The 17,026-nt window shown below is 37.4% G+C and carries 17 protein-coding genes and 1 pseudogene; all 18 read right to left on the bottom strand.

Going from position 1 to position 17,026, the window contains the following annotated elements:
• Positions 1-68 precede the first annotated feature (68 nt).
• The 18 genes and pseudogenes from galU to K0J45_RS06920 all read right to left on the bottom strand — a co-directional run bounded on the left by galU (position 69) and on the right by K0J45_RS06920 (position 16,956).
• Positions 69-953: a UTP--glucose-1-phosphate uridylyltransferase GalU gene (gene galU / locus K0J45_RS07005; protein ID WP_220044779.1), complete on the bottom strand. Its 885-nt coding sequence runs from the start codon at positions 951-953 to the stop codon at positions 69-71.
• Positions 954-1,016: 63 nt separating this feature from the next.
• Positions 1,017-2,963 carry a nucleoside-diphosphate sugar epimerase/dehydratase gene (locus K0J45_RS07000; RefSeq protein WP_220045237.1) on the bottom strand — a complete coding sequence of 649 codons (1,947 nt, stop codon included), beginning with the start codon at positions 2,961-2,963 and terminating at the stop codon, positions 1,017-1,019.
• A gap of 370 nt (positions 2,964-3,333) precedes the next feature.
• The gene (locus tag K0J45_RS06995; RefSeq protein WP_220044778.1) at positions 3,334-4,500 is read right to left on the bottom strand and encodes a nucleotide sugar dehydrogenase; all 1,167 of its coding nucleotides are present in this window, start codon (positions 4,498-4,500) and stop codon (positions 3,334-3,336) included.
• Between the two features lie 22 nt (positions 4,501-4,522).
• Positions 4,523-5,698 (bottom strand): DegT/DnrJ/EryC1/StrS family aminotransferase, encoded by a 1,176-nt coding sequence (locus K0J45_RS06990; RefSeq protein WP_220044777.1) that lies wholly within the window; start codon positions 5,696-5,698, stop codon positions 4,523-4,525.
• A 34-nt stretch (positions 5,699-5,732) separates the two neighbouring features.
• Positions 5,733-6,362 carry an acetyltransferase gene (locus K0J45_RS06985; RefSeq protein ID WP_220044776.1) on the bottom strand — a complete coding sequence of 210 codons (630 nt, stop codon included), beginning with the start codon at positions 6,360-6,362 and terminating at the stop codon, positions 5,733-5,735.
• Complete coding sequence (locus K0J45_RS06980; protein WP_220044775.1) at positions 6,355-6,954, bottom strand: sugar transferase; 600 nt, start codon at positions 6,952-6,954, stop codon at positions 6,355-6,357. The genes K0J45_RS06985 and K0J45_RS06980 overlap by 8 nt, the downstream gene beginning before the upstream one ends.
• Positions 6,935-8,194, bottom strand: coding sequence for a glycosyltransferase family 4 protein (locus K0J45_RS06975; RefSeq protein WP_220044774.1), 1,260 nt, complete (start codon positions 8,192-8,194; stop codon positions 6,935-6,937). The genes K0J45_RS06980 and K0J45_RS06975 overlap by 20 nt, the downstream gene beginning before the upstream one ends.
• Entirely contained in the window at positions 8,178-9,029 is an 852-nt protein-coding gene (locus tag K0J45_RS06970) for a hypothetical protein (protein ID WP_220044773.1), read from the bottom strand. The genes K0J45_RS06975 and K0J45_RS06970 overlap by 17 nt, the downstream gene beginning before the upstream one ends.
• Positions 9,008-10,213, bottom strand: coding sequence for an oligosaccharide repeat unit polymerase (locus K0J45_RS06965; RefSeq protein ID WP_220044772.1), 1,206 nt, complete (start codon positions 10,211-10,213; stop codon positions 9,008-9,010). The genes K0J45_RS06970 and K0J45_RS06965 overlap by 22 nt, the downstream gene beginning before the upstream one ends.
• 1 nt (position 10,214) lies before the next feature.
• The gene (locus tag K0J45_RS06960) at positions 10,215-11,240 is read right to left on the bottom strand and encodes a glycosyltransferase family 2 protein (protein WP_220044771.1); all 1,026 of its coding nucleotides are present in this window, start codon (positions 11,238-11,240) and stop codon (positions 10,215-10,217) included.
• Between the two features lie 176 nt (positions 11,241-11,416).
• Positions 11,417-11,622: pseudogene (locus K0J45_RS06955) on the bottom strand (ISAs1-like element ISSpu13 family transposase); the annotation flags it as partial.
• Between the two features lie 40 nt (positions 11,623-11,662).
• A complete protein-coding gene (locus K0J45_RS06950; RefSeq protein ID WP_220044770.1) occupies positions 11,663-12,292 on the bottom strand; it encodes an acetyltransferase in 630 nt (209 codons plus the stop codon).
• A 9-nt stretch (positions 12,293-12,301) separates the two neighbouring features.
• The gene (locus K0J45_RS06945; protein ID WP_220044769.1) at positions 12,302-13,162 is read right to left on the bottom strand and encodes a formyltransferase family protein; all 861 of its coding nucleotides are present in this window, start codon (positions 13,160-13,162) and stop codon (positions 12,302-12,304) included.
• A complete protein-coding gene (locus K0J45_RS06940; RefSeq protein WP_220044768.1) occupies positions 13,155-13,895 on the bottom strand; it encodes an SDR family NAD(P)-dependent oxidoreductase in 741 nt (246 codons plus the stop codon). The genes K0J45_RS06945 and K0J45_RS06940 overlap by 8 nt, the downstream gene beginning before the upstream one ends.
• Positions 13,896-13,899: 4 nt before the next feature.
• Positions 13,900-14,115, bottom strand: a complete 216-nt coding sequence (locus K0J45_RS06935) for an acyl carrier protein (protein ID WP_220044767.1) — start codon at positions 14,113-14,115, stop codon at positions 13,900-13,902.
• Between the two features lies 1 nt (position 14,116).
• Entirely contained in the window at positions 14,117-15,184 is a 1,068-nt protein-coding gene (locus tag K0J45_RS06930) for a ketoacyl-ACP synthase III (protein WP_220044766.1), read from the bottom strand.
• Between the two features lie 3 nt (positions 15,185-15,187).
• Complete coding sequence (locus tag K0J45_RS06925) at positions 15,188-15,415, bottom strand: phosphopantetheine-binding protein (RefSeq protein ID WP_220044765.1); 228 nt, start codon at positions 15,413-15,415, stop codon at positions 15,188-15,190.
• A gap of 14 nt (positions 15,416-15,429) precedes the next feature.
• Positions 15,430-16,956: an amino acid adenylation domain-containing protein gene (locus K0J45_RS06920; RefSeq protein WP_220044764.1), complete on the bottom strand. Its 1,527-nt coding sequence runs from the start codon at positions 16,954-16,956 to the stop codon at positions 15,430-15,432.
• Between the last annotated feature and the right edge of the window lie 70 nt (positions 16,957-17,026).

Raw genomic sequence — 17,026 nt, 5'->3', positions numbered from 1 at the left:
TACACTACCCTGAAATGAAAAATGCCCACTTTAGCAAGCCAAAGTGGGCATTAAATCTTAAAGTAAGATTATCGTGCGAGCAGATTCTCTAACTGCTGACGAAACTCTTTACCCAGCTTTTCGTTGCGCAGGCCGTATTCAACAAAGGCTGCCATATAACCAAGCTTGTCGCCACAATCGTGAGACTTACCTGTCATATTGAAGGCTTCGACAGTGTCAGATTCAATCAACATGTCGATTGCGTCTGTCAATTGGATCTCATCTCCAGCACCAGCGGGTGTTTTAGCCAGCAAATCCCAAATTTTTTCTGACAAGACGTAACGACCCACAACGGCAAGATTAGATGGCGCTTCATCAATGGCCGGCTTTTCGACCATCGCCTTTACAACTGATGATTCGCCAGGTGCGATATCCACGCCGCCACAATCGGCAATCCCATACTTGTTTACTTCATCTAGAGCCACTGGCGCGACCATGATCTGGCTAGCTTGAGACGCCTTATAATGTTTGATCATCGCCGCCAGGTTTTCCGAGCTTTGATCGGCACTATACTCATCCAAGATCACATCAGGCAATACTACTGCGAAAGGGTTATTACCTATGCAAGGTTTAGCACAGAGTACTGCATGACCAAGCCCCTTAGCCTCCCCCTGACGTACATGCATAATTGTTACATCTTTAGGGCAAATTGATTGCACCTCATCAAGCAGCTGGCGCTTTACACGCTTCTCAAGCGTCGACTCTAGCTCGTATGAGGTATCAAAATGGTTTTCGATAGCGTTTTTACTGGCATGCGTTACCAATACAATCTCTTTCACACCGGCTGCAACACACTCATTTACTATGTATTGAATAAGTGGCTTATCAACAAGCGGAAGCATCTCTTTTGGGATAGCTTTGGTTGCTGGAAGCATACGGGTACCAAGTCCAGCTACGGGAATAACAACTTTCATAATAATACTCGAAAAAGAAAACTCCCCAAATAATAAGGAGTTTCATTGAACTAACAGAAAAAATTAAGAAACCAGAGGAATGACCTTGTTGTCCTTAACCCCATTGTTATTACTATCATGATTTTTCTGTAACCAGACTAAATCACAAATACCATCAGTCGGACTAAAACCTGTTGGCGTAGAAAGAAGAATGTCTCTAATCACTTCATGCTGGAATTCATGACACGCTTTGTCTAAACGCGCCAAGATCACTTCAAGTTCAGCCCAATTTAAAAAGGCCTCATTGGCCGTCATGATGCGCTCATGTTCAGTACCGGTCACGTCGTCGCCAATCAGTAACTCTTCATAGAGCTTCTCACCTGGACGCAAACCTGAAAACTCAATGGCTATATCACCGTCAGGATGATTATCATCTTTGACTTCAAAACCACTCAGACGAATCATCTTAGTGGCCAAATCAACGATCTTCACTGACTTGCCCATATCTAACACAAAGACATCCCCGCCTTTGCCCATAGCACCGGCTTGAATCACCAACTGAGAAGCTTCAGGTATGGTCATAAAGAAACGGGTAATTTCTGGATGCGTTACTGTAACAGGGCCTCCGTTTGCGATCTGCTTTCTGAATAGCGGCACAACAGACCCAGAAGAGCCCAAAACATTACCAAATCGAACCATACAAAAACGAGTAGCACTTCCTTTATCCGCTAATGCCTGAAGGACTAACTCGGCCATACGCTTCGTTGTCCCCATCACATTAGTTGGCCTAACAGCCTTATCAGTACTCACTAACACAAATGTTTCAACATTTGCTGCAATAGCAGCGCGAGCAGTGTATAAAGTACCAAACACGTTGTTACGAACACCTTCAACAACGTTATGCTCGACAAGGGGGACATGCTTATAGGCTGCGGCGTGATAAACCGTTTGCACCTCAAAAGCTTCCATCACAGCTTGAACACGATTCTCTCGCTGTACAGAACCCATCATGGGATAGATCTTCACATCAAGAGATAACTCTTTTGCCATGGCATTAAGCTCACGCTCAATGGAATAGAGGCCGAACTCAGACAATTCAAACAACACCAATTTCTTAGGTGACTGCTTTAGGATCTGCCTGCACAACTCAGAACCGATTGACCCGCCGGCCCCGGTCACCATCACCACTTTGTGACGAATATTAGCTGCCAACAGATCAGCTCTAGGCGTCACACAATCGCGACCGAGCAAATCATCAATTTCAACTTCTTTAATGTCGCTATAAAGCTTATTGCCACTGACCAGATCAGCCATGGCAGGCAAGGTAAGCACTTGTACGGCTAAAGACTCTAACTGTTCCAGAATGGCTTGGCGACGAGAGCGCGATGCACTTGGAATAGCGAGTAAGATTTTGGTCGCAGCTTTTTGCTTGATTAACTTGCGAATGATAGAAGGAGAATGAACATGAACCCCTTGGATAACTGTGCCGTGAAGCGTTTCATCATCATCAACAAACGCAAACGGATAATATTCATGGCTTTGTACCAGAGCAGTTAATAACTGTCTGCCACTGACACCCGCGCCATAAATAATGACCGGTTCCCCGACACGCTTCATGCCAGACCCCACCATAGAGCGCACTATTGCCCTGGTGCCACCGATAAACACTAATGAAAATGCAGCATAAATTATTGGTACAGTTCGCGGCAGTTGCGCATCAACATAAAACGCAAAAAGCACCAGCATGATGGTTGAAAGCATCACCCCGAATCCGATCGCCGTAAGGGCTTGCAACCCCATGTAGCGCAATACCGCTCGATACAACCCTAGCTTTGCAAAACCCACTAAGCTCAAAGGCACAACGATAAAAAGTAGCAGCCAGTATTGAGAATTGGCCAGCACAGCAATGTCATCGATGCGCACGAGCAATGCGGCCCAAAACGCAAAACTGAGAAATAATGCATCAATGATAAGACTAACGACACGCTTTTGCGTGCGTTTCAAACCAAACAAGCTTTGCAAAAAATCCATTTTTCGCTCCAAAATATTTAAGTTCATAATGTACTACATCTTAAAGTACGGGACTCGACCACAATAAAACCGCAAAGGCACTTATGTTATCACATCAATCGTGCCATAGGGATCACCATCGAAGCTTATTACGAAAGCATACAGACTCCAAGTAGTAACGAACAACTCGCCCTTGAGGACACTTGAAGCTATCGATTTTGGGGAACAAATTCCACCCATGAGACACTGGATCACGTTTTTTAGCAAACTGAGACGATTTGCGTTGCCAACATTGTGGCTAAACCAAGACAATGCAGTGTAATTCCCAATAGATAGGAGTCAATGTTCTACTTTTGAGCTAACAATTTTTTTTATGAGCTGACAATGAATACTAATCAGAGCCAAATAAATCACGCGTATAAACTTTATCTGCAACGTCACGGATTTCATCCACCATCCGATTTGACACAATCACATCGCAGCTTGCTTTAAAGTCTTCTAGTGATTTAATCACTTTAGAGTGGAAGAATTCATCTTCATGTAAAACAGGCTCATACACAACCACTTCAATGCCTTTTGCTTTCAAACGCTTCATAATGCCCTGAATACTTGACGCTCTAAAATTATCAGAACCCGCCTTCATAATTAGTCGATAAATACCAACACGATCGGGTTTACGCTTTAAAATTGATTCAGCAATAAAGTCTTTACGCGTGGTATTAGATTCAACAATCGCGCTTATGATGTTGTTAGGGATATCAGCATAATTAGCACGTAATTGTTTCGTGTCTTTAGGCAAACAATAACCACCATAACCAAACGATGGGTTATTATAATGATTGCCAATTCGTGGGTCTAAACCCACACCTTCAATAATTTGACGTGAGTCTAAACCATGCGATTCAGCATAAGAATCTAGCTCATTAAAATAAGCAACACGAAGCGCTAAATAGGTATTAGAAAATAATTTAACGGCTTCTGCTTCTGTAGAGTCTGTAAAGAGGACTTCTATGTTTTCTTTTACCGCTCCTTCTACCAAAAGGTTTGCGAACACTTGAGCCCGTTCAGAGCGCTCACCAACAATAATACGAGACGGATGTAAGTTATCGTATAACGCACGACCCTCACGTAAAAACTCAGGTGAAAAGATTAAATTTTCACATCTCAACTCTACTTTAATGCGAGCAGTATAACCCACTGGCACAGTTGATTTAATAACCATAACAGCATTAGGGTTTATGTCCATCACATCTTTAATTACCGCCTCTACAGATGATGTATTGAAATAATTGGTTTCAACATCATAATCAGTAGGTGTCGCGATAATGACATATTCTGCGTCTTTATATGCCACTTCTTTATCAAGCGTAGCTTTAAAATCGAGCGACTTATTAGCTAAAAAATCTTCAATTTCAACATCAAAAATTGGTGATTTTCTTTCATTAAGCATCGCTACTTTTTCTGGAACGATATCAACCGCGACAACTTCATGGTTTTGTGCCAAAAGCATAGCATTTGATAAACCTACATATCCGGTGCCAGCAACTGCAATTTTCATTATCTCTTACAACCTCAATTAATTACTTTTGTGCCTGTAACAAGACATGCCTAATAACTTGACATGATTTATCAATTTCGGCTTGGGTTAACGTAGGATGAACTAAAAACATTAAGCTTGTTTCCCCTAACTCAACAGCATTAGGTAAACGCTCTTTTGGTCGCCAAGGCGTATTATCAAACGCTTTTTCAAGATAAACTTCAGAGCAACTTCCTTGATAAGCTGGCACACCTGCAGCAACTATTTCATCAATGATTCGATCCCGAGACCAACCTTCAGCTAAGTTTTCTGGTCGAACAAACATATAATGCTTATATTCTGCATGCTCTATATAGTCTGGAACTCTAACTGTTCTAACTACATTAAGGTCTGCTACTGCTGTATCAATCGCTTTGGCATTGGCTTGGCGTTTTGTAGTCCAATCTTGCATACGAGTTAACTGAATTCGACCTAAAGCACCTTGCATTTCAGTCATGCGCCAATTGGTGCCAAAACTTTCATGTAACCATCTAAACCCAGGTGGGTGTTCACGATTATAGATAGCATCAAAGCTTTTGCCATGATCCTTATAAGACCACATGGCAGACCAAAGCGCATTGTCATTAGTCGTCACCATGCCACCTTCACCGCCGGTAGTCATGATTTTATCCTGACAAAATGACCAAGCACCGAGGTGACCAATGGTACCTACGCTACGACCTTTGTATTTCGCACCGTGCGCCTGAGCGCAATCTTCAATGACATAAAAACCATGTTTGGCAGATAATGCCATTATTGCATCCATCTCTGCTGGCATACCAGCAAGATGAACAACAATCACGGCTTTGGTTTTAGGTGTTAAAACGGCCTCGATGCTTTCAGCCGTAATGTTTTGGCTATTTAAATCAACATCAGCAAAAATGGGGGTTGCTCCAGCCGTCACAATCGATGATACAGAAGCTAAAAATGTGCGAGGAGTACTAATAACTTCATCACCGCCAGCAATACCTAATGCTTTTAGAGCCAAGTCAAGGGCTAAAGTACCATTACCTAAGGCAATGGCATAATCACAACCACACCAAGCAGAAAATTCAGTTTCAAAATGACGACATTCTTCTCCTGTCCAATAATTGACCTTATTGGACAATAGTACACGATTTACAGCATCAGCTTCTAATTGGGTAAAAGAAGGCCACGGAGAAAAATTAGTATTTAACATTATTTATTCCAAAATCTTAAAAATCTAAAGTAATTTAATGACTTGAAGTAATTGAATGAGCTGGAGTACCAACCACAATTTGATCGTTTAAAACATCATGTAAAACAGTGGAACCAGCACCAACAATCACATTTTCACCGATTACCACAAGTTGCTTAACCTGTGCACCAATGCCAATCCAGCTATTAGCGCCGATTTTCACACCGCCAGCTAAATTTGCACCAGGACTAACATGCACCCCATCATCAACAACCGTATCGTGATCTATTGTAGAACTTGTATTAATGATGCAAGCTTCACCAATGTCAGTAAATGAGTTAATTACTGCATTAGCCATTACAACAGTCCCATCCCCTAAACTAGCATATTTACTTACGACTGCAGATGGGTGAACTAACACAGAGAGCTTACCACCAGCATTCTTTAATTGGTGGTTTTTTTCCAGCCTTATTGAATTATTACCTATTGCAACAACAACCAGATCATATTTGTTAACCGAAGTAATTAAAACTGAGGTATCACCACACACAGACCAATGTTCAAGTTGTTGCAACTCTGGCCATCTATCATCAAAAAAAGTGATTTCTTTAAAACCATTGAGTTCAGCTAATTCGGCAATAACTTTGCCATGTCCACTCGCTCCAAGTATTGCACAGCTACTCATTTCTAGTGCCTTTGAATGGTTCAATCGTTACATGTCCATCAGCAGTTATACCTTCTTTAAATAAAACTTTTTTCACTGTTAAAAGTAAAATTTTGATATCAAACCAGAAAGTTCTATTTTCAACATACCAAGCGTCGAACTCAAATTTTTGTTCCCAGCTAATAGCATTACGACCATTTACTTGTGCCCAACCAGTAATCCCAGGACGAACATTATGTCGTATCGCTTGGCGTTTGTTGTAGAGGGGTAAATACTGCATCAACAGAGGGCGAGGACCGACTAAAGACATATCCCCTTTTAATACATTAACCAGTCCAGGTAATTCATCTAAACTTGTAGATCGAAGTTTTTCCCCAAATGGCGTCATGCGTGAATGATCAGGCAATGGATTACCTGCACTATCAATCGCATCTCCCATAGTGCGAAATTTCAACATTTCAAAAGGCTTACCATTTAACCCAGGGCGTTTTTGTTTAAATAAAACAGGTTTACCTAGTTTTTGAGAAACCAACAGTCCTACAAATAACAGAATAGGAGAGAAAACTATTAAAGCAATTGAAGAAATGATTATATCAAATAAGCGTTTTATCATTAATCGCCTCCAGTAAAGTTTTTTCTATACGTTCAGCCATCATAGCCCGCGAAAACTTATTGTAAGCTAAATAGTGACACTGCATAGTTGCATTCTGATAGCACTCTTTATCATTAAGAAATAAAGACAAACTTTTAGCTGACTTGAGATGATCCAAAGGGTCTAAAACCAATCCACATTGGTATTCTTCAATAAAGTCTTTTTGCCAGCCGCCATAATTAATAGCAATAGGTGTAGAGGAAGCCAATGCATCGAAAAGTTTATTTGCTGAGTTATGCCACATTTCAGACACCGGACCGAATAACGAAATAGATATGTCCGCGGCAGATAGCAACTCAACTATTTCTGTTTTAGGCACTGGAGGCAATATATATAAGTTCTTATTCAGAACATTTAACTCTGTCGCTTTGTCAATAACCATCTGCTTTTCCATACCGTCACCAATTGCTAAAAAACAAACTTGATCATCGACCTCTAGCATCCAATGGGCCAACTCAGCGAGATATCCAACATTGTTTATTAATCCAAAAGTACCAGTATAAACAGCTAACTTTCTTCCATTTAAAAAAGATAATTGAGTAGTTTTATAATTTTCTCCAATAGATTTATCAACATCAAAGAGCTTTGTATCACAACTATTTGTAGCTAAAGTCACTTTATCTTTGCCAATACCGTGACGAGTAATGCCATCACACATTCCAGGTGAAAGACCTATTAGTCGCGTTGAATTTTTATAGGTATATATTTCAAGCCACTCAGCTAACTTAATCACTAGCGGATTTTTAATGGCACCGACAGCTACTGGCAATTCAGGCCATAAATCTCGTACTTCAAAAACTAATGGAATTTTTTTGATTTTGGAGTAGATCAATCCTGGTATAGCTATCGTTAACGGGGTGCTTGTCGCGAAAACGACATCACTCTTAATACTTAGAGACTTTAGTGTAGATTGCCACGAAAACTTCAAAAACTTAAAGATTCGCTTCATAAACGAATCTTTATTCGAATAAGATAAATGTAAAACATGCAGGTTAATACCATCAATTACAATTTCATTCCAACCAGCGTTTAAAATGTAATTATTAGACAAATAAGCCGAAGATGTAACAAACGTAACCGAGTGACCTTTAGCAACTAAGAACTTTGCCATCTCATAAGAGCGTGTTCCTGCATTTGACTCAGGAGTAGCAAAATATTGATGGAGGTAAAGAATATTAATATGTTTATTTGTAAAAGTCATTTTTTATTACTTCTAGATAATTCATTGAATCGTTGAATTGTTTTTCATTTAAGCCATTCTGTACATTATAGACCTCTAATCCTTTTGCCAAGCTAGTTAGAACAGGAGTAAAGTGAATGTTATCTGTTAAAACTAGTTTAGCGTCATAGTTATTTTTAATAGAACAAAGTTTATACCAAACATCATCAGCATATTTACAAAACTTTTCAATCCCATCAAAATCATAAAACTCAGATGTTATAACCCCTTTTGGATAGCACACTCCTGAAACGCCTGTTGGCATCAAAAGAAATGGATTTGAATTGCATACATCAGACTCAGATGACCAATTTAGATAATTGTCTACACTATCATTATTAAACTTAATTGATTTACCTCTATAGCAACAAATAGATTTAGGGTTAGAAGATGCTTTCAAATAGAGTTTATCTAACCAATATGATGGATAAAATACATCATCATCAACTGTAACAACAAAATCAAAATTAAAATCATTACTATGAAGGCAGAAATATGAAAGCTTTTTATAAGATCGAATATTACTTTCAACTATACGTATTTCAAGACCTCTATTTTTCAACCTAATAAGGGTGGAGGGCAATCCATTTATAATATCTTCGTTGCAAAGCCATAAAACAATGTGAGATGGCATCCTTTTTTGGTTTATTAAACTTTCAATAGTTAAAAATACAGAGTTAATACGTTGATCATATGTAGTCAGTGAAACAACTACACCATTATTACTATACGCTATTCTATTACGAGAAAAAAAATTTTTAAAACTGTAAAACAATGTCAAAATTATTGATTTTATTAGCACCCTAAACTTTTCCATTTAAACCTCCATGACAATATAAACAAAATAATAAAAACAAGAGTAAAATGTGCTTGATCTAAAGGACTAACAGTTAATCCCATAATACCATTACATAATAAGAGGTAAAAACAAGCGATAGAAAATATATCTACTCGCGTTGACAAATACCAAACACATAAACCATATGCAATAGGAGAAATAAAAACACCAAATAATCCAAAATCCCTATACCAAGAAAAAAGAACAGTACCAAAAGCATTAACGTTTTTTATCCCTGATTCACTAATATTGATTTTTTCATTAAGATATGTGACATTCTGAATTGATGCAGGTGTAAAGTAATCAGATTCGAAACCTACAATAGAAAATAAATACTTCAACGGCAGTAGTAGTTGACCTAAAAGATTTATTCCATATGTTGAATCATGAAGAAGGGACTGAGGATTATTTAAGTTAATATCAAATATTGATGGTCCAATTGTAAAGTATGTTGCTGGATAATAAAAAAGAATGCCAACCAAATCAAACGAGCCATATCTATTAACAGCAGAAGCTAGTATTAGAAAAAGAAGAATGAAGAAAAAAGAAAAAACCTTGAGGACATTCCTATTTACAATCGTGCCCTTAACACCAACATTATTAATTATAAAAAAGAAGATAACTAAAATAAAAAAGAAGATAGGATAGTTGACCTGCAAAACATAAGTATACGATAACATCAACAATATTAACAATAAAAATCTAGATTTTTCAACCTGATCAGTAACACTAACAAATGCTATTTGAATTAGTGTAAGGCTAACTAATATTGGATATATTATCAATGTTAGCATTGTATCTATAAAACCGTAACCAGTTATTGAGCCGCCACCATCAACTTCCCCGCCTCTCCTGAGCAAGAAATAATCATAAAAGGATAATTTCAACACATCGGATTTCACAACAACAAAAAAAATAAAAATCAGACAAAAAATATACGAAAAGTCAACTAACCTTTTTAATTTAATCGAAGGAACAGAATTTTTGCTCAGAATTACACGTTTACTAGGTAGTAAAAATGATAGGATTAATAAAACAAATGGAACATAAAAAAACACAGATACCGTTATTAAAGATAAAGGCTTATATCCTAGTTCAAAATAAATATTCCCAACTATACTAAAAAGCCATACTATACCGATGAAAAAAAGAGAAATCTTCAAATCACAATTTTCCTATCAATCTCTTAACAAATAACATCAAACCGAAACTACTTTTAACATCCCAAATAAACAAACACGCCCTTAAATACTTTCTTTTACGTAGCAAGCTGACAAAAACATCTTGCAACTCTTGAGCAATTTTAATATTAAGTAGCCCTACTTCATACTCTGATACTGAAAGCTTTACATTATCTAATTTATTCAAGAAAAGATTCGTATTTTCGAGCTTTTTATTTACATCAGAATTATTTTGTAAACTCCAGGAGTTAATAGATAACGTACGATAAACGCTAAACTTTTCATTGAACGCCATTATGGATTTACCGTCTATGGCGGAGAAGAATTCAATAAAGAAATCTCCAACACCAGGCTTATTAACAATGTCTTTCAAAAGGAGATTATCAAAAAGCTTAGCGTTCATAAAATAAGACGATGTTGGAGAAAACTGTCCTGGATGCCTAAATATATCCACAAGATTATATTCATTTGAGGGAAACTCCCAATTAGGATTATCTTTAACGTTCTCACCTTCTAGCATAAAGGCTGAATGAATACAAAGCATTGAAGATGTTTCTTCTAAACAGTCAAACTGCTTTTGCAATTTAGTTGCATTTATCCAATAATCATCACCTTCACAAATAGCAACATAATCCCCACGAACCTCTGGAAGTAAATAATAAAGAGGCGAGATTCCTTGCGAGTGTTGATTCATCTCGTGCTTTATCACCTTTATGATATTTGGATAGCTTTCTCTATATTCTTCAATAATTCTCAGGGTATCATCCGTAGAGCAATCATCATTAATAATCACCTCGAATGGAAAATCAGTTACTTGGTTTAAAAAACCATTAAGCGCAGATTCGATATAGTGAAAGTGATTAAAAGCAGTGCAAATTATTGACACCTTAACTCGATTACTTATCCAGTGCTTTGTTATTTCAGATTCAGAGGGTGAACACACATAAGAAAGGTCTATATTTCGATGATTCATAAGTACCAAAAAATTAATTATTAAATAAATTAACATAGAAGATCATAAAGATAAATTAATGTTTTTTAATATTCTTTATAATCGAGAATTTTAATGCTCTATAACTAAAAATATAATATTAGATAGTCCTACCTGACTTACCTTTTTAGTCTTAAGATAAGTATATGATAACCTTTAAATAAAATCACAACCGATTACGAAGCAGGGGCTGATTACACTTTTTGACCAGCGTCGAAATAATCTGTTCCCTGAAATCATCACTCCAACAGGCTCGATTGAATTTCTGATTTTGTCTTGTTTTAGCGGGATGTAGTTTCACTAGATTTAATACCCAACACCTTAAAATAGCCAGAATACTGGCACTATCATCATACATTTTCTGCTTATCATCTTGAAATAATGTGTCCAAAAGCCAATTTCAATCTAACTTCTATCTGTCATATACCCTAACGACATTCTCATATCTTCCTAGCTGGATTGCCTAAAACTGTTGAATGAGAGCGTACTTTTGTAAATACAACTGATCCCATACCAATTATCGCATCATCTGCTATTTTAACTTTAGGATGTATTGTTGCTCCGGAACCAATTAGTACTCTGTCACCCACTTCTACAAATCCATTAATTGTATTACTTCCAAGTAAAGATGTGTATCGGCCAATTATAGCATCATGTCCTATGGCACAATTGCAGTTAATCAGAGTGTAGTCACCAATAATAACACCTGGCGAAATACTACAGTTTGGGTTAATAACAACACCTTTTCCAATTGATGCAAATGGACTCAGTACAACGCTTGAATGAATAAAACGAATTGACTTCCCGCCTTTATTTTCTAACTCTTGCGCTATTTTCGCACGAGCTCGGCCTTCTCCACCAAAAGCGAGAATAAAGTCAAAGGTTTTCACGTGTTCCATCATAGATAGTGACTTTACTTCGTGACCATAAAGTTCAGTTTTCTGGGAGTAATATTCATCTGTAACGCAAAAGCACAAGAAGCGATCTCGCATATCAGGTAGATCTTGCATCCAGCTATAGATTTCAGCAGCTAAGCCGCTGGCTCCAAAGATTACAATTGGATTCGACATTATTTATCTCTACTTAATTTTCACTTTCAACTTTAAAGCACTAAAATCATCTTGTAAGACAACGCAATTTTCCGAGCTTTCTAATAACTCACTTGTCGGAAGTTTAATATAAAGAAAAGAAAGAATTAGATAGCGCATTCCTTTATAAGTAATCTCTGCTTTAGGAAAAACGTCAAAAGGTCCATAATCCAAAGCTTTTAGTATCCTATAATTCTCATGAATAGAGTGAGATTCCCTCAGAATTCCACCATTTGGAATATCCCTAGATAAATACAAATAGTCATGCTCTAACGGGTACTTTTCCTGACAGGGCACAGAGCCCTTTTCCAACAGTTCAGTAATGAAATTTGAAAATGCATCTAAACCTGCTTGCATACATTTATGGGCAACTTGATAGGCCCTATCATGATCACCGATCTTAACTTTATCAAAAGCAATCGCTGCCCCAGTGTCTACACCCTCATCAACATAATGCCAAGTCACTCCAGTTTCGCACAATTGATGATGAATTGCCCAACTTGGAGCATTCCTTCCTCTTAAGTTAGGTAAAAGTGCATTATGAAAATTAATAATTTTCACATCATCACGAGAAATAAGGTTATCTTTAAATAAATAGTTATTATTCGCACTTATAACCAATGTGTTTCCTGACAACCAATCAAATAAAGTTGATTCAATTTCCTTTTTTGTTTTTTTAAACGCATAAATAATTTTCTCTTTTTTAGCAAAAGATTCTAGCGTTGAAAAAGGGGGTAACTCTGTCTGCAATATCTTTAGTGTTACACCATATTGAACAAGTATGGAAGCAACGTCTTGAGCTATTTTTCCAAAACCAATAATAATAACAGTTTCAAACTTTAGTTTAGACACTACGTCCTCCATCAATAACCAAGTCCAAACCAGTAATCCATCGTGAAGCATCACTACTTAAAAAATAACATGCGTCAGCGACATCTTTCGGCGTCCCTAAACCCAATGGATAAAGGCTATGTAACTTCTCTAGTGCCGCGTTTCCTAGTGTGTTAGCCACGTCTTTTGTATGTTTAGTCTCAACCCATCCTGGGGAAATAGTATTCACACGAATGTTACGTGGGGCTAATTCCCTTGCTAAAGACTTACTTGCAGAAATAAGGGCCCCTTTTGCAGCGGAATATGCCACTAAGCCTGGTTCACCTACAAAATGTGCAATACTAGAAATCATAGTCACACTTCTGTTTTGCATCTTATTTGAATACAAACTATTCGAAAATAGCTGACAGAGCATCAGATGACTGTGCACGTTTGTTTGCATCATTAACATAAGTTCTTCATTTGAAATTAATTTCAAAGGTTGAACCTTATGGTAGCCCGCTGCACATATAAGATCTGTTAACTTCCCATGCTTACTAACAATATCTTTTAACAAAGGTTTTAATGAGTAGAGAGCATTCAAGTCCCAAACATAATGAGCACAGGAATCTTCACCTAATAACCCCACTACTGATTGGAGCTTTTCTTCGTCGCGCCCTAAAAGCACAACAAAGTTTCCCTCATATACATGTTTTTGAGCAATACTCAGACCAATGTCAGAAGTAGCTCCTGTGATGAGAACTGTCTTTTTCATAGCATTATTGAGGGAGTAGAGCTAAGAGCTGGCCAACAGTTTTTCTTTCATTTAGATCACTGCTATTTATTTCGATTTGATATTCATCAGCGAATAATGCCATGAGAGTTAGTTGAGCTAGAGAGTCCCACGCTTCAGCTTCTTGGTATTCAAATTCAGGCGTAAGCTCTTTTACATCTAGTTCTAAAATTTCAGCTAGTTCTTCTAAAAAATTTACCATTTTATACATCCATCTCAATTAGTTTACATACAGCAAGTTCGTTCATTTCAATCAGAGCAGCGCCCCAACTCAAGCCTATGCCAAAACCAGACAATAGCGCCTTTTTACCTAAGAAACCAGAATGATTCCCCCACGATAACACTATGGACATTGGAACCGTTGCTGAAGATGAATTGCCATATTTAGCAATCACTTCAGATGGTAACTGCTCTTCGTTCACTTTCAGTGCAGTTCGAAATCTATCCAAGATAAATTTATTCGCTTGGTGAAAGAAAAATAAATCAATTTCTTCTAATTTGGAGTGCGTGTTGACAAATTCCTTGATGAAATTAATTACGGTTGTCTGGGTGAACGTAAAAACATCTCTCCCCTGCATAACCAATTGCTCTGGGGATCGCCAATTTCCTTCAGTATCTTCTGCAAGTATAGCTGTCTCCAGTGAGCATGTCCGCACCATACCTCCAGACGGTATCATTAGCGCTTTAGCTCCTTTACCGTCATGTTTAATTTCAAGAGGAGCATTGACGCACTTTGATCTTTTTTCAATTAGAGTTACGGTAACTGCATCACCAATAAGAGGGTACGAATTACGATCCTTCAGTGATACCTTACGGCTTAAAACATCACCAGCTATCAACAATACCTTTTTAGCATCACTGTTGCGAATTAAGCTTGAAGCTTCAAATAAGCCTCGAATATACCCATTACAACCGTCATTGATATCGATGCAATAGCAATCCGTTTTAAAATCAAAAGCACCATGCAAAATAGAAGCCGTAGAAGGGATTGGGTAGTCTGGAGTTTGAGTTACCACAAAAATAGCATCTATGTCCTTATAGCTGCAGCCCAATGTCACTGGTAACTCTTCTAACAATGGGATAATCATGTCAGTTAAGGCAGTTTCTTTAGACACTATATGATGCTGATCATAACCCATCAACTTTTTAAGCTTTTTTGAACTCTGTTCAGTATGTGAATAGTTTTTTATCTCATCATCAAAGTTTGAAACATGCCTAGGTACGGCTGCCAATATCCCTTTTAATGAGATGTTGCCAATATTACTTTTCATAAGTTAACCTTGAATAGTCTTTAAATACTCACTAATAACTTGCGGTGAGACAAAGTTCTCTGGGACTAAGCCTTCCCCAGGAATGGAAAGACCGAGTTGTGCTTCCATTTCACTAACTAATACCAACAGATCAAAAGAATCCAACATGCCCGACTCAAATAATTCAGTATCTTTTACAAACTCATGTTCTGGCTTCATTGAATTCAAGATAGCTATAATTTTTTCATTCATACGACTATATTAACCTATATTAATTCTTGCAATGCTTTCTCTGCATAAGCTTTTCTATTTAGCTTGCCGTTAGGTGTAAACAACATTTCTTGCACGATCCAGATTTTATTTGGAATCATATATTTAGGTAAGTATTTTATTAATGCCACTTTTATTTCGACTTCCGACACCTCGCTACTGCATTGTATAAACGAATATAACATTTTCTTTTCAGGAAGATAACCAACAACACAGTGCTCCGTGGATTCTAACTCCATCAATTGAGTTTCAATTTCACCAAGTTCAATACGATAGCCGTTGTGTTTGATTTGAAAGTCTTTACGACCGATATAATAGATAAGTCCATCAATACGTTTAACTAGATCGCCTGTCCTGTAAATCTGGTCATTGTAGTTAGCATGAAGTGGATTTTGGACAAATACTTCTTCTGTTTTTTCTGAGTCAGCCCAATAACCTAATGCCAGACTAGAACCTCGAACGCACATTTCCCCCTCTTCACTCAGTTGGTTATGTTCATCAAGAATTAGAACTCCAGAGTTATTGCAAGGAATGCCTATAGGAAGGTTATCCCCAGTCCAGTCTAATGGTACGTCATAATATGTACAGTCTACCGTTATCTCTGTTGGTCCATAAAGGTTTGAATAATGAGCTTCTGGGTGTTTATCTAACCAATACCTAATTGTTTTAGCAGGCATCACTTCACCGGCAAACAATATATTTCTCAAATATGGTAACTGAAGTTTATCTAATAGCTTCAAGTTAGCAATATTCACCAACAACGACGGAACCCAGAAAATAGTAGTAATATTTTTACCGTTAAGGTATTCCAATGTTTTTTGGGGAAATATGAATACACTTTCAGGAATAACATGTAGCTCAGCTGCATTAGACAGTGCAAGATAAATATCTAATGTAGAGTTATCGAAGAACAACGGAGCTTGACTACCGATAACATCAGTTTGATTGACACTATAGACTGAATTAGCCCAATCAATATAATCGATAACACTTGCATGACAGATGGTAACCCCCTTAGGCACCCCTGTAGAACCAGATGTAAATATGATGTAGCAAGGGTCTTTATCAATCACTGATTGTGTGCGTATATCTACTTCAACCCAAATAAGTTGAGTTGTTAACGTTGCAGTCTCTATGTTGTCGATATTGATACATATTAGCAAATCATCTAATTCCAAGGATTCAAGCATTTTTTGAGATGCGTTATCATATAAAACGATGCAGTTCCCAAGACTTGTTAAGATTTTGGTTAAGCGCTCTTTCGGTGAGCCTATATCAACCGGACAGTAAATCCCACCAGCCATAGTTGCTGAAAAAATCATCATTAATGCATTAACCGATTTTTTCGTAAATACCACAATAGGCTTGTTCTTGCAGTAAAGTTCTTCTAGCTTAGTTGATATTGCATACGACTTAGCAACAACTTCTCCATAGGTAAGGGAATTATCTGCGTCAGATATGCAAATATTTTCTGGATGCTTTAAAGAAGCCTCTCTCAGGTACTTAATAATGCTATTTCTCATCTCATACTCTCTTTCTTGTAACCAATTTGACTCATTATGGGAACTATTTTATTAATTAGTTATTTTTGAT

The sequence above is a fragment of the Shewanella alkalitolerans genome, assembly GCF_019457575.1.
GTDB lineage: Bacteria > Pseudomonadota > Gammaproteobacteria > Enterobacterales > Shewanellaceae > Shewanella > Shewanella loihica.
This window is presented reverse-complemented; position numbering and strand designations above follow the sequence as displayed.